Here is a 15,726-nt window from a genome sequence, read left to right as displayed (position 1 = left end):
CATCCCGCACGGGAGACCCCGCAGATGAAGAACGTCACCATCACCATGGAAGACAGCGTCGCCGAATGGGCGAGGCTGGAGGCGGCGCGCCGCAACACCAGCGTCTCGCGCCTGGTGGGTGAGCTGCTGGCCGAGAAGATGCGGCATGACGATGCCTATGAGCGCGCGATGCGCGAGGCGCTGGAGTTCAAGAGCTTCGGCAGCTCTGACGGCCGCTACCCCACGCGCGACGAGATCTACACGCGGGGCCGCCGGTGAGCACGCTGCTGATGCTGGACACGAATGTCCTGCTCTACTGCTTCGACGACCGCGACCCGGCCAAGCGCGACGCCGCCCGCGGCTGGGTGGGCGCCTGCTGGACGCGCCGCTGCGGGCGCATCAGCGGTCAGGTGCTCAACGAGTTCTACAACAACGCCCGCCGCAAGTTCACCACCGCCATCTCGGCCGGTGATGCGCGCGCCGAGGTCCGCCGCTACCAGCACTGGAAGCCCTGGCAGACCGACCACCCGACGGTGGAAACCGCCTGGGCGATCGAGAGCCGCTTCGGCCTGAACTACTGGGACGCACTGGTGGTGGCGGCCGCCCAGCACCAGGGCTGCCGCTACCTGCTGACCGAAGACCTGCAGCACGGCCAGCAGATCGACAGCGTGCAGATCCTCAACCCCTTCCTGGTCGGGCCTGCCGTGCTCGACGAACCCGCCCCGAAAGCCTGATGCCATGAGCGCCTCCCTGGCCGACCGCATGAAACGTGTCCTGCGTGCCGACGTGCAGGGCCTGCATGGCTATGCCGTGCAGCCCAGCGCCGGCATGGTCAAGGTCGACACGATGGAGAACCCCTTCCAGCTGCCGCCCGCGCTGCGCCAGCAGCTGGGCGCGCGCCTGGCCGAGGTGGCGCTGAACCGCTACCCGGCCGAGCGCGGCGACGTGCTGCGCGCCGAACTGGCACAGCACGCGCAGATGCCCGCCGGCTGCGACATCATGCTGGGCAACGGCTCGGACGAGCTGATCAGCCTGCTGACCCTGGCTGCCGACGTGCCCGGCAACGTGATCCTGGCGCCGCTGCCCGGCTTCGTGATGTACGAGCTGAGCGCCAGACTGCAGGGCCTGCGCTTCGTGGGCGTGCCCACCACGCCTGACTTCCAGCTCGATGCGCCGGCCATGCTGGCCGCGATCCGCGAGCACCAGCCCGCCGTGGTCTGGCTGGCCTACCCGAACAATCCCACCGCCAACCTGTGGGACGACGGCGCCATCGACGCCATCATCGAGGCCGCCCCCGGCCTGGTGGTGATGGACGAGGCCTACCAGCCCTTCGCCTCGCGCGACTCGCTGGCGCGGCTGCAGCGCCATGAGCATGTGCTGCTGATGCGCACGATGAGCAAGTTCGGCCTGGCCGGGGTGCGCATCGGCTACCTGATCGGCCGCGCGCCACTGATCGCCGAACTGGACAAGCTGCGCCCGCCGTTCAACATCAGCGTGCTCAACTGCGAGGCCGCGCTGTTCGCGCTGGAACATGTGGACGAGTACGCCCGCCAGGCGGCCATCATCCGCAGCGAGCGCGCGCGCATCTTTGCCGCACTGCAGGCGCTGCCGGGCGTGCAGCCCTTCCCCAGCGAGGCCAACATGGTCCTGGTGCGCGTGCCCGACCCGGCCGCGGTCTTTGCCGGCATGAAGGCCCGCAAGGTGCTGATCAAGAACGTCAGCGGCCTGCACCCGCTGCTGGCCGGCTGCCTGCGCATCACCGTGGGCACGCCGGAGGAAAATACGCAGATGCTGGCGGCCTTCGAGGCCGCGCTGAAGGACACCACCGCATGAGCACCGAGCGCATCGCCGAGATCCGGCGCGACACCAACGAGACGAAGATCCGCGTCAAGGTCAACCTGGACGGCAGCGGCCGCGCCAGCCTGGCCACCGGCATCGGCTTCTTCGACCACATGCTCGACCAGATCGCCCGCCACGGCCTGATCGACCTGGAGATCGAGGCCCAGGGCGACCTGCACATCGACGGCCACCACACGGTGGAGGACGTCGGCATCACGCTGGGCCAGGCGGTGGCCGCCGCGGTGGGCGACAAGAAGGGCATCACCCGCTACGGCCACAGCTATGTGCCGCTGGACGAGGCGCTGTCGCGCGTGGTGGTGGACTTCTCCGGCCGCCCGGGCCTGGCGATGGACGTGAAGTTCACCAGCGGCATGATCGGCGGCTTCGACACCCAGTTGGCCTACGAGTTCTTCCAGGGCTTCGTCAACCACGCCGGTGTCAGCCTGCACATCGACAACCTCAAGGGCCACAACGCGCACCACCAGTGCGAGACCATCTTCAAGGCCTTCGGCCGCGCGATCCGCATGGCGCTGACGCCTGATCCGCGCTCGGCCGGCGTGGTTCCTTCGACCAAAGGAAGCCTCTGATGAACGTGAGCCCCCAAGCTTGTCGCTTCGCGCCATCGCTACCCCCCGAGGGGGCTGACCTCCCTTGGGACGGCCCGGCGGGAGGTCGGCCATGACGCGAACCGTGGCCGTCGTCGACTACGGCATGGGCAACCTGCGCTCGGTGTCGCAGGCGGTGATGCATGTCGCCGCCGGCGAGGGGGTGGACGTCATCGTCACCCAGCGCCCCGAGGAGGTGCGTGCCGCCGAGCGCATCGTGCTGCCCGGCCAGGGCGCGATGCGCGACTGCATGCGCGAGTTCGCCGACTCCGGCCTGAAGGAGGCGGTGCTGGCCTCGGTGGCCGCCGGCAAGCCCCTGATGGGTGTGTGCGTGGGCATGCAGATGCTGCTGGACCACTCCGAGGAGCAGGACACGCCGGGCCTGGGCCTGATCCCCGGCCGCGTGAAGCGCTTCCGCCTGGAGGGCCGCACGCAGCCCGACGGCAGCCGCTACAAGGTGCCGCAGATGGGCTGGAACCAGGTGCGCCAGGTGGGCAGCCACCCGGTGTGGGCCGGCGTGCCCGACGAGTCCTGGTTCTATTTCGTGCACAGCTTCTACACCGCGCCGTCGGACCCGCACCACAGCGCCGGCACGACCGAGTATGGGGATCGCTTTACCTGCGCGGTGGCGCGGGATAATATTTTCGCCACCCAGTTCCACCCCGAGAAGAGCGCCGAGCACGGCCTGGCGCTGTACCGCAACTTCCTCCACTGGAACCCGTGACCCGCTGCCGGCCACGTCCTCAATCTTCGCGTCGCCGCGCGTGATGTCCACGCGCGCGCGCCCATCCCACTTCCCACCCGCGCTCGACGAGCCATGCTGCTGATCCCTGCGATCGACCTCAAAGACGGTCAATGCGTCCGCCTTGAACAGGGCGACATGAACGCCTCCACCACCTTCGGGCTGGACCCGGCCGCGATGGCCCGGCGCTGGCTCGATGCCGGCGCGCGCCGCCTGCACCTGGTCGACCTGAACGGCGCCTTCGCGGGCAAGCCGATCAACGAGGGCGCGATCAAGGCCATCCTGAAGGAAGTGGGCGACGAGATCCCGGTGCAGCTCGGTGGCGGCATCCGTGACCTCGACACGATCGAGCGCTACCTGGATGACGGCATCAGCTACGTGATCATCGGCACCGCCGCGGTCAAGAACCCCGGCTTCCTGCGCGATGCCTGCACGGCCTTCGGCGGCCACATCATCGTCGGCCTCGACGCCAAGGACGGCAAGGTCGCCACCGACGGCTGGAGCAAGCTCACCGGCCACGAGGTGGTCGACCTGGCCCGCAAGTTCGAGGACTACGGCATCGAGGGCGTGATCTACACCGACATCGGCCGCGACGGCATGCTCACCGGCATCAACATCGAGGCCACCGTCAAGCTGGCGCAGGCGCTGAGCATCCCGGTCATTGCCTCGGGTGGCCTGTCCAACATCGCCGACATCGAGGCCCTGTGCGCCGTGGAAAGCGACGGCGTCGAGGGCGTGATCTGCGGCCGCTCGATCTACACCGGCGCCCTGGACTTTGCCGCGGGCCAGGCGCGCGCGGACGAGCTCAACGGCTGATTCCTTTCCGGCGCGGGCGGCTGCCCGCGTCCCACTGCTGCGGCCACCGGCCGAACCCGCCATGCTGGCCAAACGCATCATTCCCTGCCTGGACGTCACCGGTGGACGGGTCGTCAAGGGCGTCAATTTCGTCGAACTGCGCGACGCCGGTGACCCGGTCGAGATTGCCGCGCGCTACAACGAGCAGGGCGCCGACGAGCTGACCTTCCTGGACATCACCGCCACCAGCGACGAGCGCGACCTGATCCTGCACATCATCGAGGCGGTGGCCTCGCAGGTCTTCATTCCGCTGACCGTGGGCGGCGGCGTGCGCACGGTGGACGATGTGCGGCGGCTGCTCAACGCCGGCGCCGACAAGGTCAGCTTCAACTCGGCCGCGGTGGCCAACCCGCAGCTGATCCGCGACGCCTCGGACAAGTACGGCTCGCAGGCCATCGTGGTGGCCATCGACGCCAAGAAGCGCGTGGGCGACGACCTGGCTGCCAAGGGCCCGGGCTGGGACGTCTACACCCGCGGCGGGCGCAAGAACGAGCACATCGACGCCGTCGCCTGGGCCCGGCAGATGGCCGAGCATGGCGCGGGCGAGATCCTGCTGACCAGCATGGACCGCGACGGCACCAAGGTCGGCTTCGACCTGGCGCTCACGCGCGCGGTCAGCGACGCGGTGCCGGTGCCGGTGATCGCCTCGGGCGGCGTGGGCGCGCTGGAGCACCTGGTCGAGGGCATCCAGGTCGGCGGGGCCGACGCGGTGCTGGCAGCCAGCATCTTTCACTACGGCGAGTTCACCGTGGGTCAGGCCAAGGACATGCTGGCGCGCGCCGGCGTGCCGGTGCGCCGGTGAGCACGGCGCGCGCCCGGCCGGGGGCGCCCCGGGCCGCGGCGCACCAGGTGCGCATCATCGGCGGCGCCTGGAAGCGCAGCCTGCTGCCGGTGGCCGACAAGCCCGGCCTGCGCCCCACACCTGACCGCCTGCGCGAAACCCTGTTCAACTGGCTGGGCCAGGACCTGTCGGGCTGGCGCGTGCTGGACGCCTTCGCCGGCTCGGGCGCGCTGGGCTTCGAGGCCGCCTCGCGCGGCGCCGCCGAGGTGACGCTGCTGGAGCAGGACGCCGACCTGGTTCGCTCGCTCCACACCTCGCGCGAACGCCTGAAGGCCACCACACTGCGCGTGCAGCGCGCCGATGCGCTGGCCTGGATGGCCTCGGCACCGCCGGCCGCGTTCGAGCTGGTGCTGCTGGATCCGCCCTTTGCCGCCGGCCTGGGCGAGCGCGCGCTGGCCGCCGCCGCGCGCCTGCTGGTGCCCGGCGGCCTGGTCTACCTGGAGGCCGGCGAGCCTTACGCCGGCACCGTGCCCGCCGCGCTGCAGCCCTGGCGCAGCGGGCGTGCCGGCGCGGTGCACGCCGCGCTGTGGCAGCATCACCTCCCCACCGAGCCGAGCCTCAGCCCATGAGCATCCAGCGCCCCGTGATCGCCGTCTACCCCGGCACCTTCGACCCGATCACCCTGGGCCACCAGGACCTGATCCGGCGCGCCAGCGCGCTGTTCGACAAGCTGATCCTGGCGGTGGCCGCCGGCCACCACAAACGCACGATGTTCACGCTGGACGAGCGCCTGGGCATGGCCACCGAGGTGTCGGCCGAGTACGGCAACATCGAGGTGGTCGAATTCCGCGGCCTGCTGCGCGACTTCGTGCTGGCGCGCGGCGGCAAGGTGGTGGTGCGCGGCCTGCGCGCGGTCAGCGACTTCGAGTACGAGTTCCAGATGGCCGGCATGAACCGCCAGCTGATGCCCGACGTCGAAACCATCTTCCTGACGCCGGGCGACCAGTACCAGTTCGTCAGCAGCACCTTCATCCGCGAGATTGCCACCTTGGGCGGTGATGTCTCGAAGTTCGTGGCACCCTCGGTACTGTCGCGCCTGCGTGAGCGCGTGTCCCAGCCCAAGGAGTCCTGATGGCGCTGATGATCACGTCGGAGTGCATCAACTGCGACGTCTGCGAGCCCGAATGCCCGAACCAGGCGATCAGCATGGGCGACGAGTTCTATGTGATCGACCCGGCCCGCTGCACCGAGTGCGTGGGCCATTTCAACGAGCCGCAGTGCGTGCAGGTCTGCCCGGTCGAGTGCATCCCGATCAACCCCTGGCACACCGAAACCCGCGAGCAGCTGCAGGCCAAGTACGAGCAGCTGCAGGCCGCCGCGGCGGCCGCCAGGCCCGCCTGAGCGCGGGGTCGGTCAGCGGCCGCGCTGGGTGGCCTGCGCCTTGTAGACCGGCAAACCGTTGAGACACTGGATGCGCGCCCGGGCCTTGCCCGGGTGGCGGCCTTCTGCGCTGGCGCAGGGATGCTCGGAGGGCAGGGCGTCCAGGTCGTCGGGCTGGCGCACCGCGATGCCGGCCGGCGCCGTGGCGGGGCGCCGGTGGCCCTCCTGGGCATGGCGCTCGGCGGCCAGGGCGTTGGCCCGCTCGCGCTCCTGTCGTTGCCTTTCGCGGGCCTCGGCGCGCTGCTCGGGGCTGCGGACATCGTCCACGTTCACCGTGCGACCGCCGGGGCAGGGGCTGTCCTGGTAGCTGCTGCCGCAGCGGTAGACCTCGGCCCGGGCGGCGCTCAGGCCGAGGCACAGACACAGCGCCAGGCTCAGGGGCCCGCCGCACAGTACGCGGGGGCGCCGGGTACTGCAGGGCGGCGGGGGCATGGTCAGGGCTCCGAGGAGGGGGCGGGTTCGGCGGGTGTGGCCGGTGTGGCGGCGGGCGCTGCCGCCTTGACCGGATCGCGCGGCGGCTTGGGCCGCGGCGGCCGGGCGTGGATCTTCAGCTGGGCCTGGGCCATCTCGCCGGCCAGCAGGGCGTCCAGCGTGGGCAGGGAGTCGTCGATGTTTTTCTCGATGGCCTCGCGCTCGGCCGCCGGCGGCTTGCGCAGCACGTAAGCAGCCACTTCGGATTTGACGCCCGGGTGGCCGATGCCCAGGCGCAGGCGCCAGAAATCGCCGCTGCCCAGCTGGGTTTGGATGTCCTTCAGGCCGTTGTGGCCGCCATTGCCGCCGCCCTGCTTGAGCTTCATCTGGCCGGGCGGCAGGTCGAGCTCGTCGTGCACGACCAGGATCTCGGCCGGGGCGATCTTGAAGAAGCGCGCCAGCGGCGCCACCGCCTTGCCCGAGAGGTTCATGTAGGTCATGGGCTCCAGCAGCCAGACCGGTCCTGCCGGACGGTTCACCCGCGCCACCAGGCCGTGGTAAGCGCGGTCATGCACCAGCGAGCCGCCCAGCCGCCGCGCGGCCTGTTCCACCCACCAGAAGCCGGCGTTGTGGCGCGTGTCCTCGTACTCGGGCCCGGGGTTGCCCAGGCCGACGATCAATCGAATCATGTGGCGATTATCGGCGCCGGGCAGCGCCCGGCTGGCCCTCTGATGGGGGAGGCCCGCCCGCCGGCGCCAGCGCCTGGCGGGCCCCGGCGATCACCGCCTGGCCGATCTGCTCCATCAGCCCCGGCGGGCCGCCGCGCGAGGCCTCGCCCTCATCGCCGCCCAGGCGCCACTGGTGCCAGTGCAGGGCGACGTCGATCGTCACATCGGGCCGCAGCTGCACCAGCGTGCCCGCCTGGATCATCGGCCGCGCCAGCAGCTCGGGCAGCACCGCGATGCCCCAGCCCATGGCCGCGGCATGCGCGCCGGCTTCGGAGCTGGGCACGAAGCGCTCCTTCAGCCGTGGCTCGCGCAGCATGAAGGCCTGGGCCACCCACTGCGCCTGCATGTCGTCCTTGCGGTTGAAGACGATGAAGGGCAGCTGGGCGAAGTTGGCCGGTGTCAGCCCCTGCGGCAGCCAGCGCGCAATGAAGGCCGGCGAGGCCACCGCGATGTAGCGCATCAGCCCCAGCGGCTGTACGGTGCAGCCGCGCAGTGCCGTGGCCACGGTGCTGACGCAGCCCAGCACCTCGCCCTGGCGCAGCCAGTCGTGGGTGAAGTCCTGGTCGTCGACGATCAGCTCCAGCCCGTAGCCCTGGCGCTGGCCGGCCTGCACCAGCGGGTCCAGCGCCGGCAGCACCCAGGTGGCCAGGCTGTCGGCGTTGACGGCAATCGGCAGCCGCTCGTCGCGCGCCAGGGTGGCGCCCAGTTCGCGCGCCGCATCGGCACGCAGCGCCTGCATCTGCCGCGCATAGCGCAGCAGCACCTTGCCGGGCTCGGTCAGCCGCAGGGGGCGGGCCCGCACCACCAGCAGGTGGCCGACATGGGTTTCCAGCGCGCGCAGGCGCTGGGACACCGCCGACTGGGTGATCGACAGCAGCTGCGCGGCACGCTCGAAACTGCCGGCCTCGGCCAGGGCGGCCAGGCAGTCCAGGCCGGCGGTATCGAGGGCGTGCACGGCAGGGGGCTCCTGTATCAGAGACGCTAATGTAATCCCTGATTTGGCGATAGATGTTCACCCGCCGCCCGGCGCTCCCAACAATGCGCTTCCACGGGCCCACGAGGCCCGGGCCACAGGAGACAGACCATGCGCATCGGTTGCCCCAAGGAAATCAAGAACCACGAGTACCGCGTCGGCCTCACGCCGGCCAGCGTGCGCGAGTTCACCACCCGCGGCCATGAGGTGCTGGTGCAGTCCGGCGCCGGTGCGGCCATCGGCCTGCACGACGAGCACTACGCCGCCGCCGGTGCCACGCTGGTGCGCGACGCGGCCGAGGTCTTCGCCCGCGCCGACATGGTGGTCAAGGTCAAGGAGCCGCAGCCGCAGGAATGCGCGATGCTGCGCGAGGGCCAGATCCTCTACACCTACCTGCACCTGGCCCCGGACCCCGAGCAGACCGCGGCGCTGGTGAAGTCCGGCGCCATCTGCGTGGCCTACGAGACCATCACCGGCCCGAACGGCGGCCTGCCGCTGCTGGCGCCGATGAGCGAGGTGGCCGGCCGCATGAGCGTGCAGGCCGGCGCGGCGCATCTGGAGCTGTCCAAGGGCGGCATGGGCGTGCTGCTGGGCGGCGTGCCCGGCGTGGAGCCGGCGCATGTGCTGATCATCGGCGCCGGCGTGGTGGGCACGCATGCGCTGCAGATGGCCATTGGCCTGGGCGCGCGCGTCACCGTGATGGACAAGAACGTCGACCGCCTGCGCCAGCTGGACCTGGTCTTCGGCAACCGCATCAAGACCCTGTACTCCAGCGCCCAGGCGCTGGAAGAGAAGGTGCTGGAGAGTGATCTGGTGATCGGCGGCGTGCTGGTGCCCGGTGCCGCCGCGCCCAAGCTGGTGACGCGGCCGATGGTGCGCTGCATGAAGAAGGGCGCGGTGCTGGTGGACGTGGCGATCGACCAGGGCGGCTGCTTCGAGACCTCGAAGGCCACCACCCACGCCGAGCCCACCTATGTGGTCGACGGCGTGGTGCACTACTGCGTGGCCAACATGCCCGGCGCGGTGGCGCGCACCAGCACCTTCGCGCTGAACAACGCCACCATCGGCCATGGCCTGGCGTTGGCCACCAAGGGCTGGAAGCAGGCCATGAAGGAGGATCCGCACCTCAAGGCCGGCCTGAACGTGGCCGCCGGCAAGGTCACCTACCAGGCCGTGGCGCGCGACCTGGGCTACGACTACGTGGCCGCCGACTCGCTGCTCTGACCCCGCCATCAACGACAAAGCCCCGCCGAGGCGGGGCTTTGGTCTTCCGGGCGGAAGGGCGGCGAATTACTTCTTGCCCTTCTTGCCCTTCTTGTCGTCGGCGGCCGGCGCGGCGGCGGCGACGATGACTTCCTCTTCCTTGGGCTCGGCGACCGACACGATCACCGGGTCCTTGGTGCCGTGCTTGACCAGCTTGGCGCCGGCCGGCAGGGTGATTTCGGAGGCGTGCAGGCTCTTGCCCTTGACCAGGCCCGACAGGTCCACGGCGATGAACTCGGGCAGCTCAACCGCCAGGCACTCGATCTCGACCTCGGTGGCGTTGTGGTTGACGATGCACTTGTCGGTCTTGACGGCGACCGAGTTCTCCTCGCCGGAGAAGTGCAGCGGCACCTTCTTGCGCAGCTTGGTGGTGTTGTCCACGCGCTGGAAGTCGATGTGCAGGACCTGGGCCTTCCAGGGGTGCATCTGGAAGTCGCGCAGCAGCACCTTCTGGGTGGCGCCGTTCAGTTCCATGTCCAGGATGGACGAGTGGAAGGCTTCCTTCTTCAGCGCGAAGAAGAGGGCGTTGTGGTCCAGCTCGATCATGGTCGGTTCACCCGCGCCAAACACGATGCCGGGCACCTTGCCCGTGTTGCGCAGGCGGCGGCTCGCTCCGGTCCCCTGCAGCTTGCGCTCGAAAGCGACGAATTGCATGACAGCTCCTTGTTGGGAGTCGGGGCCTCCCGCGACCAGGCCGGCCCCAGTTGAAAAGACGCCCCGGACATCGGGGCGCCAGCGGATGCGGGTCAGAAGTTGTTGTTCTGCTCCGCAAAGAGGGAGGTGACCGATTCGCCGTCAGAGATGCGGCGGATGGTCTCGGCGAACAGGAAGGCCACCGACAGCTGGCGGATCTTCTTGCAGGCCTTGCCCGCGTCGGACAGCGGGATGGTGTTGGTGATGACCACCTCGTCGAGGTGCGACTTGTCGATGCGCTCGATCGCCGGGCCCGAGAACACCGCGTGCGTGCAGTAGGCGTAGACGTGCTTGGCGCCGCGGTCCTTCAGCACCTCGGCCGCCTTCACCAGCGTGCCGGCGGTGTCGATCATGTCGTCCATGATCACGCAGTTGCGGCCGTCGATCTCGCCGATGACATGCATCACCTCCGAGACGTTGGCCTTGGGGCGGCGCTTGTCGATGATGGCCAGGTCGCAGCCCAGCTGCTTGGCCAGCGCGCGGGCGCGCACCACGCCGCCAACGTCCGGCGAGACCACCACCAGGTCGGGGTAGTTCTTGGCCTTCAGGTCGGTCAGCAGCACCGGGCTGGCGTAGATGTTGTCGACCGGGATGTCGAAGAAGCCCTGGATCTGGTCGGCGTGCAGGTCCATGGTGAGCACGCGCTCGACGCCCACGGTTTCCAGCAGGTTGGCCACCACCTTGGCGCTGATGGGCACGCGGGTGGAGCGCGGACGGCGGTCCTGGCGGGCGTAGCCGAAGTAGGGGACCACGGCCGTGATGCGGCGCGCGCTGGCGCGCTTGAGCGCATCGACCATGATCATGAGTTCCATCAGGTTCTCATTGGTCGGGGCGCAGGTGGGCTGCACCACGAAGACGTCGCGGGCGCGGACGTTCTGCTGGATCTCGACGGTGACTTCGCCGTCGGAGAAGCGGCCGACGCTGGCCTTGCCCAGCTCGACGCCCAGGTGCGAGGCGATCTCGCGGGCCAGCACCGGGTTGGCATTGCCCGTGAACAGGACGGTGTTGAACAGCACGTCGGATTCTCCGGTGATGGCAGGCCTGGACAAGGTGACTCTGGAAACGACAACCGCGCCCCAACATGACTTGCAGGCGCGGTCAGGACTCTGAAGAGATTTGGCAGGGGAGGAAGGACTCGAACCCTCGCATGTCGGAATCAAAATCCGATGCCTTGACCAACTTGGCGACTCCCCTACACAGGACCGCGCCCCGAAAGGCCCGACCCGACAACCATGGCTTTCAGCCGGCGAGGTCCTCCAGGGGATGACGCTCGAGGCTGCGGCACAGGCGCCCCACCCAGCCTTCGGGCAGCTCCGCGAACGGGTCTGGTCCCTCGGGCATGGTCGCCAGAGATGGCGCGCCAGTACCGTTGTCGATACCTGCAAATGCCGCGCTGCCTGAACCCGTCATCCGGCCGTGACCGAAATGCCGCGTCAGCCAGCTGATCGCTTCCGACACCTCCGGGCAGATCGCTTCGGCGGCGGGTTGCAAATCGTTCTTCCAGGCCCCTCCGGTGGCTTGCGCCGCCATCAGTTTTGAAAGATCTGCTGCATCAGCAAGTAAGCCCGCTACTGTAGCAGGTCTGGTGTCTCTTGTCAGCAGTGGGCTGGAAAAAATCTGCGCCGTGGGCAGTGCGACCGGCGGTTTCACCACCGCAAAGCGCTGCGACGGCCAGGCCACCGGCGTGAGCTGCTCGCCGATGCCCTCCACCCAGGCCGGGCCGGCGCCCAGGAAGAAGGGCACATCGGCGCCCAGGGTGGCGCCCAGCGCCAGCAGGCGCTCGCGCGGCCAGTGCAGCTGCCACAGGACGTTCAGGCCGCGCAGCACGGTGGCGGCGTCCGAGCTGCCGCCGCCCATGCCCGCGCCCCAGGGCACCTGCTTGTCGATCGAGATGTCCACGCCCCAGGCGGTGCCGCTGGCCTGCTGCAAGGCGCGGGCGGCGCGCAGGCACAGGTCGTCGGCCGGCAGGGCCGGGCCCAGGTCGTGGCGCTGCAGGCGGCCATCGGCGCGGCGCTCCAGGTGCAGGGTGTCGGCCCAGTCGATCGGCAGGAACAGCGACTGCAGCAGGTGGTAGCCGTCGGCGCGGCGGCCCAGCACATGCAGGAAAAGGTTGAGCTTGGCCGGGGCGGGCAGGTCGGTCAGGGTGTTCACGGCAGATCAGCGGTCCAGGACGATGCGCAGCAGCAGCGCTGGCGCCGGCGTGTCGCGCGTGGCCAGCAGCAGGCCCTGGTCGGCCAGCGCATGGGTGTCGACCTGCCAGCCGGCCTGCAGGAAGCCGACGGCGGTGGGCTCGGCCGGCGCCTCGGGCCAGGGCTGGCCCAGCAGCCAGTCGCCCAGCGCCTGCAGCGGCAGCGGCTCGCCCAGCAGTTCGGCGGCCAGCGCGCTCAGGCTGTCGTAGCGGCGATCGCCCGAGGCATCGGTCAGGACCACGCCGGTGTCGCCCCAGCGCGCTTCGGCCAGGCGGGCGCCCAGCGGGCCGTCCAGCGCCAGCCGGCCGGCGTGGGCGTTGCCCTGGTATTCGAAGCCGGCCGCCACGCTGCGCAGCGGCGGCGCATCGGCCGGGCCCACGCGCAGCAGCAGGCGGCCGCTGCGGCTGGGCGCGCTGAGCGCCGCCGCGGGGTGGGCGCAGCCACTGAGCAGGGCAGGGGGCAGCAGCGCCAGCACCAGCGCGCGGCCCGCGGCACGGCGCTTCACTGCGCGGGCGCCTTCAGCCGCGCCATCGTGGCGCGCACGCTGTCGGCACTGCGGCCGCCTGCCAGGCCTTCGCGGAACACGGCCAGGGCCTCATCGCGCCGGCCCTGCACCCACAGCACCTCGCCCAGGTGGGCGGCCACATCGGGGTGGGGGCGGGTGGTCCAGGCCTGGCGCAGCAGGCGCTCGGCCTCGTCCAGGCGGCCCGAGCGGTACTCGTACCAGCCCAGGCTGTCGACGATGTACGGGTCGCCCGGCGCCAGCTTCAAGGCCTTGCGCAGCAGCTCGCCGGCCTCTTCCAGGCGGAGGTTGCGTTCGGCCAGCGAATAGCCCAGCGCGTTGTAGGCCTGGGCATCGTCGGGCTTGAGCGCGGCCAGGCGGCGCAGCAGCGCCTCCATCTCGTCGAAACGGTTCAGCCGCTCGGCCGACATTGCCTGCTCGTACATCAGCGTGGTGTCGTCCGGGTCGGCCTGGCGGGCCAGCTGCAGCAGCGCATGGGCCTCGGTCCAGCGCTGGGCGGCGCGCAGCACCTGCAGCTCGGCCAGCAGGCGAGCGCGGGTGTCGGCCTCGTCGCTGACCGGGGCCTCGCGCACGCGGCGGCGGGCTTCGTCCACCCGGCCCTGCTGGGCGACGATCTCGGCCTGGCGCGTCAGCGCGCTGAGCGTGAGCCGCTCCGGCGGGATGCGCGAGAGCCAGTCCAGCGCCACCGGGAACTCGCCCCGCATGGCCGCCGCCTGGGCCAGCAGCTGCGCGGTCATGTCGCGCAGGCGCTCGGTGGCCTCGCCATGCGGCACGGCCTCGGCGGGGGGCGAGGTGTCGAGCTCGCGCAACGCGCGCTGCAGCGCCTGATCGGCCTCGGCCGGGCGGTGCAGGTCCAGCAGCATCGCGCCCAGGCTGAGCCAGCCCTGCGGCAGCTCGCCCTGCTCGGCCAGGGCCTGGCGGGTGTGCTGCACGGCTTCCACCAGGCGCTGGCGCTGCTCCAGCGAGCGGGCATAGGCCAGGCGCACCGCCGGCGGCTGGCCGGGCTGGGCCAGGCCGGCCTGCACCAGGGTCTCGGCGGCGGGCACGGTGGGCATCAGCTCCACGGCCAGCAGCAGCGGGCCCATCGCGGCAGGATCATCGGCCTGGGCCTTGCGGGCCAGCGCGAACGCACGCTCACCCTGGCCGGCGGTCATTGCCACCCGGCCCAGCGCCACGCGGGCGGCGGTGCGGGTGTCGCTGGCCTCCATGAAGGGGGCCAGCGCCTGCTCGGCGGTCTGCAGCATCTGCGCCCGGTCCTTGGTGCCTTCCAGGAAGCGCGGCAGGCTGCTGATCGTGGCGGCGCGCTGTGCCGGCTCGGTCAGCTGCAGCAGGGTGCGCAGGGGTTCGCCCAGCTCGCCCACGCGGTCGGTGGCGGCCAGCATCTGCACCTGGGCACGCACCGCGGCCACCGAGCGCGGCTGCGCCTGGCGCCAGGCGCGCGCGGCCAGCAGCGCCTGGTCGCCCGAGCGGGCCTGCACGGCCAGCTCGATCGCGCGCTCGAAGACCTCGGGGTCGTTGACGCGCCGGGCCGCATCCAGCATCACCTCGAAGGCATTGCCCAGCCGGCCCGAGTTGGCCTCGAATTCGGCCACCATCAGCTGGTAGAACATCGGCGCGTCCAGCGCCGAGGGCGCGGGCGGCGGCTCGGCGGCGGTGCTGGCCGGCGCGGGGTCGGCCGGCGCGGTCTGCGCCGACACGGCCAGCGGCGCCAGGCCCAGCAGGGCCAGCAGCAACGCCGGCGTCCAGGGGGTGCGGGCGCCGAGGGCGGTCGAACGGGGGGCGGACTGTCGCGGCATCGGGGCTCCTGCTGTGGCTGATTCTAGTGGGGCCCCCCGCCAGACCGGCCCGGCCGGGATAATCCATCCATGCCAGAGTTGCCGGAAGTCGAGGTCACGCGACGAAGCATTGCCGCAGTCGAAGGGGCGCAGGTGCAGGCGCTGCGCCTGGGCAAGCCGCTGCGCTGGCCGCTGGGCTGTGCGCCTGAAGCCCTGACGGGCTGCCGCATCGGCCCGCTGGGCCGGCGCGGCAAGTACCTGCTGATGCCGCTGGCGCGGCCCGGCGGTGCCAGCGCGGGGGTGCTGCTGTGGCACCTGGGCATGTCGGGCTCGCTGGCCTGGCTGACCGGGGCGCACGCCGCCAACTCGGCCGGGGTGCATGACCACGTGGACCTGCACACCGACCTGGGCCTGCTGCGGATGACCGATCCGCGGCGCTTCGGCGCCGTGGTCTGGTCGCCGTCGCTGCAGCAGGACCCGGCCGCCAAGCTGCTGGCCGGCCTGGGTCCCGAGCCCTTCGACGAGCGCCTCACCGACGCCGGCTTCCTGGCCGCGCTCAAGGCCCGCCGCACCCCGGTCAAGCCGGCGCTGCTGTCGGGGGAGCTGGTGGTGGGCGCGGGCAACATCTACGCCAGCGACGCGCTGTTCGAGGCCGGCATCGATCCCCGCACGCCCTGCCACCGCATCGGCCCGCTGCGGGCCTCGCGCCTGCTGGCGGCGGTGCGCCAGGTGCTGGCCGAGGCGATCGAGGCCGGCGGCTCCACGCTGAAGGATTTCCGCGATGCGCACGGCAGCGTCGGCCAGTACCAGCAGGCCGTGCGCGTCTATGGCCGCGAGGGCGAGGCCTGCCGGCGTTGCGGCCACGCGATACGCCGGCTGCTGCAAGGCCAGCGCGCCACCTATTACTGCCCCGGTTGCCAGCGCCGCTGA

General features: G+C 71.0%; 20 protein-coding genes and 1 tRNA gene. 12 read left to right on the top strand and 9 right to left on the bottom strand.

Going from position 1 to position 15,726, the window contains the following annotated elements; all coding sequences use genetic code 11:
- Nucleotides 1-24: 24 nt before the first annotated feature.
- The 10 genes from KAK07_RS13505 (at nucleotide 25) to KAK07_RS13460 (ending at nucleotide 6,202) form a co-directional block, all read left to right on the top strand.
- Nucleotides 25-258 (top strand): CopG family transcriptional regulator, encoded by a 234-nt coding sequence (locus KAK07_RS13505; protein ID WP_210854180.1) that lies wholly within the window; start codon nucleotides 25-27, stop codon nucleotides 256-258.
- Nucleotides 255-713 carry a PIN domain-containing protein gene (locus KAK07_RS13500; protein ID WP_310738577.1) on the top strand — a complete coding sequence of 153 codons (459 nt, stop codon included), beginning with the start codon at nucleotides 255-257 and terminating at the stop codon, nucleotides 711-713. Before KAK07_RS13505 ends, KAK07_RS13500 begins: the two co-directional genes overlap by 4 nt.
- Before the next feature lie 4 nt (nucleotides 714-717).
- A complete protein-coding gene (gene hisC / locus KAK07_RS13495; RefSeq protein ID WP_247664361.1) occupies nucleotides 718-1,812 on the top strand; it encodes a histidinol-phosphate transaminase in 1,095 nt (364 codons plus the stop codon).
- Nucleotides 1,809-2,405: an imidazoleglycerol-phosphate dehydratase HisB gene (gene hisB / locus KAK07_RS13490; protein WP_210861335.1), complete on the top strand. Its 597-nt coding sequence runs from the start codon at nucleotides 1,809-1,811 to the stop codon at nucleotides 2,403-2,405. Before hisC ends, hisB begins: the two co-directional genes overlap by 4 nt.
- Nucleotides 2,406-2,496: 91 nt before the next feature.
- Complete coding sequence (gene hisH, locus KAK07_RS13485) at nucleotides 2,497-3,147, top strand: imidazole glycerol phosphate synthase subunit HisH (RefSeq protein ID WP_210861333.1); 651 nt, start codon at nucleotides 2,497-2,499, stop codon at nucleotides 3,145-3,147.
- Nucleotides 3,148-3,240: 93 nt separating this feature from the next.
- A complete protein-coding gene (gene hisA, locus KAK07_RS13480) occupies nucleotides 3,241-3,981 on the top strand; it encodes a 1-(5-phosphoribosyl)-5-[(5-phosphoribosylamino)methylideneamino]imidazole-4-carboxamide isomerase (protein WP_210854177.1) in 741 nt (246 codons plus the stop codon).
- A gap of 61 nt (nucleotides 3,982-4,042) precedes the next feature.
- Entirely contained in the window at nucleotides 4,043-4,822 is a 780-nt protein-coding gene (gene hisF / locus KAK07_RS13475; protein WP_210854176.1) for an imidazole glycerol phosphate synthase subunit HisF, read from the top strand.
- Nucleotides 4,819-5,430, top strand: a complete 612-nt coding sequence (gene rsmD / locus KAK07_RS13470; protein ID WP_310740735.1) for a 16S rRNA (guanine(966)-N(2))-methyltransferase RsmD — start codon at nucleotides 4,819-4,821, stop codon at nucleotides 5,428-5,430. Before hisF ends, rsmD begins: the two co-directional genes overlap by 4 nt.
- Nucleotides 5,427-5,933, top strand: a complete 507-nt coding sequence (gene coaD / locus KAK07_RS13465; RefSeq protein WP_210854175.1) for a pantetheine-phosphate adenylyltransferase — start codon at nucleotides 5,427-5,429, stop codon at nucleotides 5,931-5,933. Before rsmD ends, coaD begins: the two co-directional genes overlap by 4 nt.
- On the top strand, nucleotides 5,933-6,202 hold the full coding sequence (locus KAK07_RS13460; protein WP_210854174.1) for a YfhL family 4Fe-4S dicluster ferredoxin: 270 nt from the start codon (nucleotides 5,933-5,935) through the stop codon (nucleotides 6,200-6,202). The genes coaD and KAK07_RS13460 overlap by 1 nt, the downstream gene beginning before the upstream one ends.
- A gap of 12 nt (nucleotides 6,203-6,214) precedes the next feature.
- Here the strand turns inward: KAK07_RS13460 and KAK07_RS13455 are convergent, their stop codons facing one another.
- The 3 genes from KAK07_RS13455 to KAK07_RS13445 are packed head-to-tail and all read right to left on the bottom strand — an operon-like array spanning nucleotide 6,215 to nucleotide 8,335.
- Nucleotides 6,215-6,673: a hypothetical protein gene (locus KAK07_RS13455; RefSeq protein ID WP_210861331.1), complete on the bottom strand. Its 459-nt coding sequence runs from the start codon at nucleotides 6,671-6,673 to the stop codon at nucleotides 6,215-6,217.
- A 2-nt stretch (nucleotides 6,674-6,675) separates the two neighbouring features.
- Complete coding sequence (gene pth / locus KAK07_RS13450; protein WP_210861329.1) at nucleotides 6,676-7,341, bottom strand: aminoacyl-tRNA hydrolase; 666 nt, start codon at nucleotides 7,339-7,341, stop codon at nucleotides 6,676-6,678.
- Nucleotides 7,342-7,348: 7 nt separating this feature from the next.
- Nucleotides 7,349-8,335 carry a LysR family transcriptional regulator ArgP gene (locus KAK07_RS13445; RefSeq protein WP_210854171.1) on the bottom strand — a complete coding sequence of 329 codons (987 nt, stop codon included), beginning with the start codon at nucleotides 8,333-8,335 and terminating at the stop codon, nucleotides 7,349-7,351.
- Nucleotides 8,336-8,464: 129 nt separating this feature from the next.
- On the opposite strand from KAK07_RS13445, the gene ald reads away from it, so the two are divergent.
- Nucleotides 8,465-9,577 (top strand): alanine dehydrogenase, encoded by a 1,113-nt coding sequence (ald, locus tag KAK07_RS13440; RefSeq protein WP_210854170.1) that lies wholly within the window; start codon nucleotides 8,465-8,467, stop codon nucleotides 9,575-9,577.
- A 66-nt stretch (nucleotides 9,578-9,643) separates the two neighbouring features.
- Here ald and KAK07_RS13435 read toward each other — a convergent pair whose 3' ends face one another.
- The 6 genes from KAK07_RS13435 to KAK07_RS13410 form a co-directional block, all read right to left on the bottom strand.
- A complete protein-coding gene (locus KAK07_RS13435; protein WP_210861327.1) occupies nucleotides 9,644-10,270 on the bottom strand; it encodes a 50S ribosomal protein L25/general stress protein Ctc in 627 nt (208 codons plus the stop codon).
- Nucleotides 10,271-10,362: 92 nt separating this feature from the next.
- Nucleotides 10,363-11,325, bottom strand: coding sequence for a ribose-phosphate pyrophosphokinase (locus tag KAK07_RS13430; RefSeq protein WP_310740734.1), 963 nt, complete (start codon nucleotides 11,323-11,325; stop codon nucleotides 10,363-10,365).
- 101 nt (nucleotides 11,326-11,426) lie between these two features.
- Nucleotides 11,427-11,503, bottom strand: a tRNA-Gln gene (locus KAK07_RS13425).
- 45 nt (nucleotides 11,504-11,548) lie between these two features.
- Complete coding sequence (gene ispE, locus KAK07_RS13420) at nucleotides 11,549-12,460, bottom strand: 4-(cytidine 5'-diphospho)-2-C-methyl-D-erythritol kinase (protein ID WP_210861325.1); 912 nt, start codon at nucleotides 12,458-12,460, stop codon at nucleotides 11,549-11,551.
- Between the two features lie 6 nt (nucleotides 12,461-12,466).
- Entirely contained in the window at nucleotides 12,467-13,003 is a 537-nt protein-coding gene (locus KAK07_RS25790; protein WP_210861323.1) for a lipoprotein insertase outer membrane protein LolB, read from the bottom strand.
- Nucleotides 13,000-14,817 carry a tetratricopeptide repeat protein gene (locus KAK07_RS13410; protein WP_210854166.1) on the bottom strand — a complete coding sequence of 606 codons (1,818 nt, stop codon included), beginning with the start codon at nucleotides 14,815-14,817 and terminating at the stop codon, nucleotides 13,000-13,002. The genes KAK07_RS25790 and KAK07_RS13410 overlap by 4 nt, the downstream gene beginning before the upstream one ends.
- A 69-nt stretch (nucleotides 14,818-14,886) precedes the next feature.
- Here KAK07_RS13410 and mutM point away from each other — a divergent pair, with 69 nt between their 5' ends.
- Nucleotides 14,887-15,726: a bifunctional DNA-formamidopyrimidine glycosylase/DNA-(apurinic or apyrimidinic site) lyase gene (mutM, locus tag KAK07_RS13405; RefSeq protein WP_210861321.1), complete on the top strand. Its 840-nt coding sequence runs from the start codon at nucleotides 14,887-14,889 to the stop codon at nucleotides 15,724-15,726.

Origin of the sequence: Ideonella alba, assembly GCF_018069875.1 — a bacterium.
Lineage (GTDB): Bacteria > Pseudomonadota > Gammaproteobacteria > Burkholderiales > Burkholderiaceae_C > Ideonella > Ideonella alba.
Note: the sequence above shows the minus strand (reverse complement) of the source record. Positions and strands in the feature narration are given on the sequence as shown.

What these genes read in the sequence shown, in the direction of transcription:
- hisB (WP_210861335.1), top strand. Translation starts at nt 1,809, where the DNA reads ATGAGCACCGAGCGCATCGCCGAGATCCGGCGCGACACCAACGAGACG.
- KAK07_RS13435 (WP_210861327.1), bottom strand. Translation starts at nt 10,270, where the DNA reads ATGCAATTCGTCGCTTTCGAGCGCAAGCTGCAGGGGACCGGAGCGAGC.
- hisF (WP_210854176.1), top strand. Translation starts at nt 4,043, where the DNA reads ATGCTGGCCAAACGCATCATTCCCTGCCTGGACGTCACCGGTGGACGG.
- mutM (WP_210861321.1), top strand. Translation starts at nt 14,887, where the DNA reads ATGCCAGAGTTGCCGGAAGTCGAGGTCACGCGACGAAGCATTGCCGCA.
- hisA (WP_210854177.1), top strand. Translation starts at nt 3,241, where the DNA reads ATGCTGCTGATCCCTGCGATCGACCTCAAAGACGGTCAATGCGTCCGC.
- KAK07_RS13410 (WP_210854166.1), bottom strand. Translation starts at nt 14,817, where the DNA reads ATGCCGCGACAGTCCGCCCCCCGTTCGACCGCCCTCGGCGCCCGCACC.
- coaD (WP_210854175.1), top strand. Translation starts at nt 5,427, where the DNA reads ATGAGCATCCAGCGCCCCGTGATCGCCGTCTACCCCGGCACCTTCGAC.
- hisC (WP_247664361.1), top strand. Translation starts at nt 718, where the DNA reads ATGAGCGCCTCCCTGGCCGACCGCATGAAACGTGTCCTGCGTGCCGAC.
- ald (WP_210854170.1), top strand. Translation starts at nt 8,465, where the DNA reads ATGCGCATCGGTTGCCCCAAGGAAATCAAGAACCACGAGTACCGCGTC.
- KAK07_RS13455 (WP_210861331.1), bottom strand. Translation starts at nt 6,673, where the DNA reads ATGCCCCCGCCGCCCTGCAGTACCCGGCGCCCCCGCGTACTGTGCGGC.
- pth (WP_210861329.1), bottom strand. Translation starts at nt 7,341, where the DNA reads ATGATTCGATTGATCGTCGGCCTGGGCAACCCCGGGCCCGAGTACGAG.
- KAK07_RS13505 (WP_210854180.1), top strand. Translation starts at nt 25, where the DNA reads ATGAAGAACGTCACCATCACCATGGAAGACAGCGTCGCCGAATGGGCG.
- KAK07_RS13460 (WP_210854174.1), top strand. Translation starts at nt 5,933, where the DNA reads ATGGCGCTGATGATCACGTCGGAGTGCATCAACTGCGACGTCTGCGAG.
- hisH (WP_210861333.1), top strand. Translation starts at nt 2,497, where the DNA reads ATGACGCGAACCGTGGCCGTCGTCGACTACGGCATGGGCAACCTGCGC.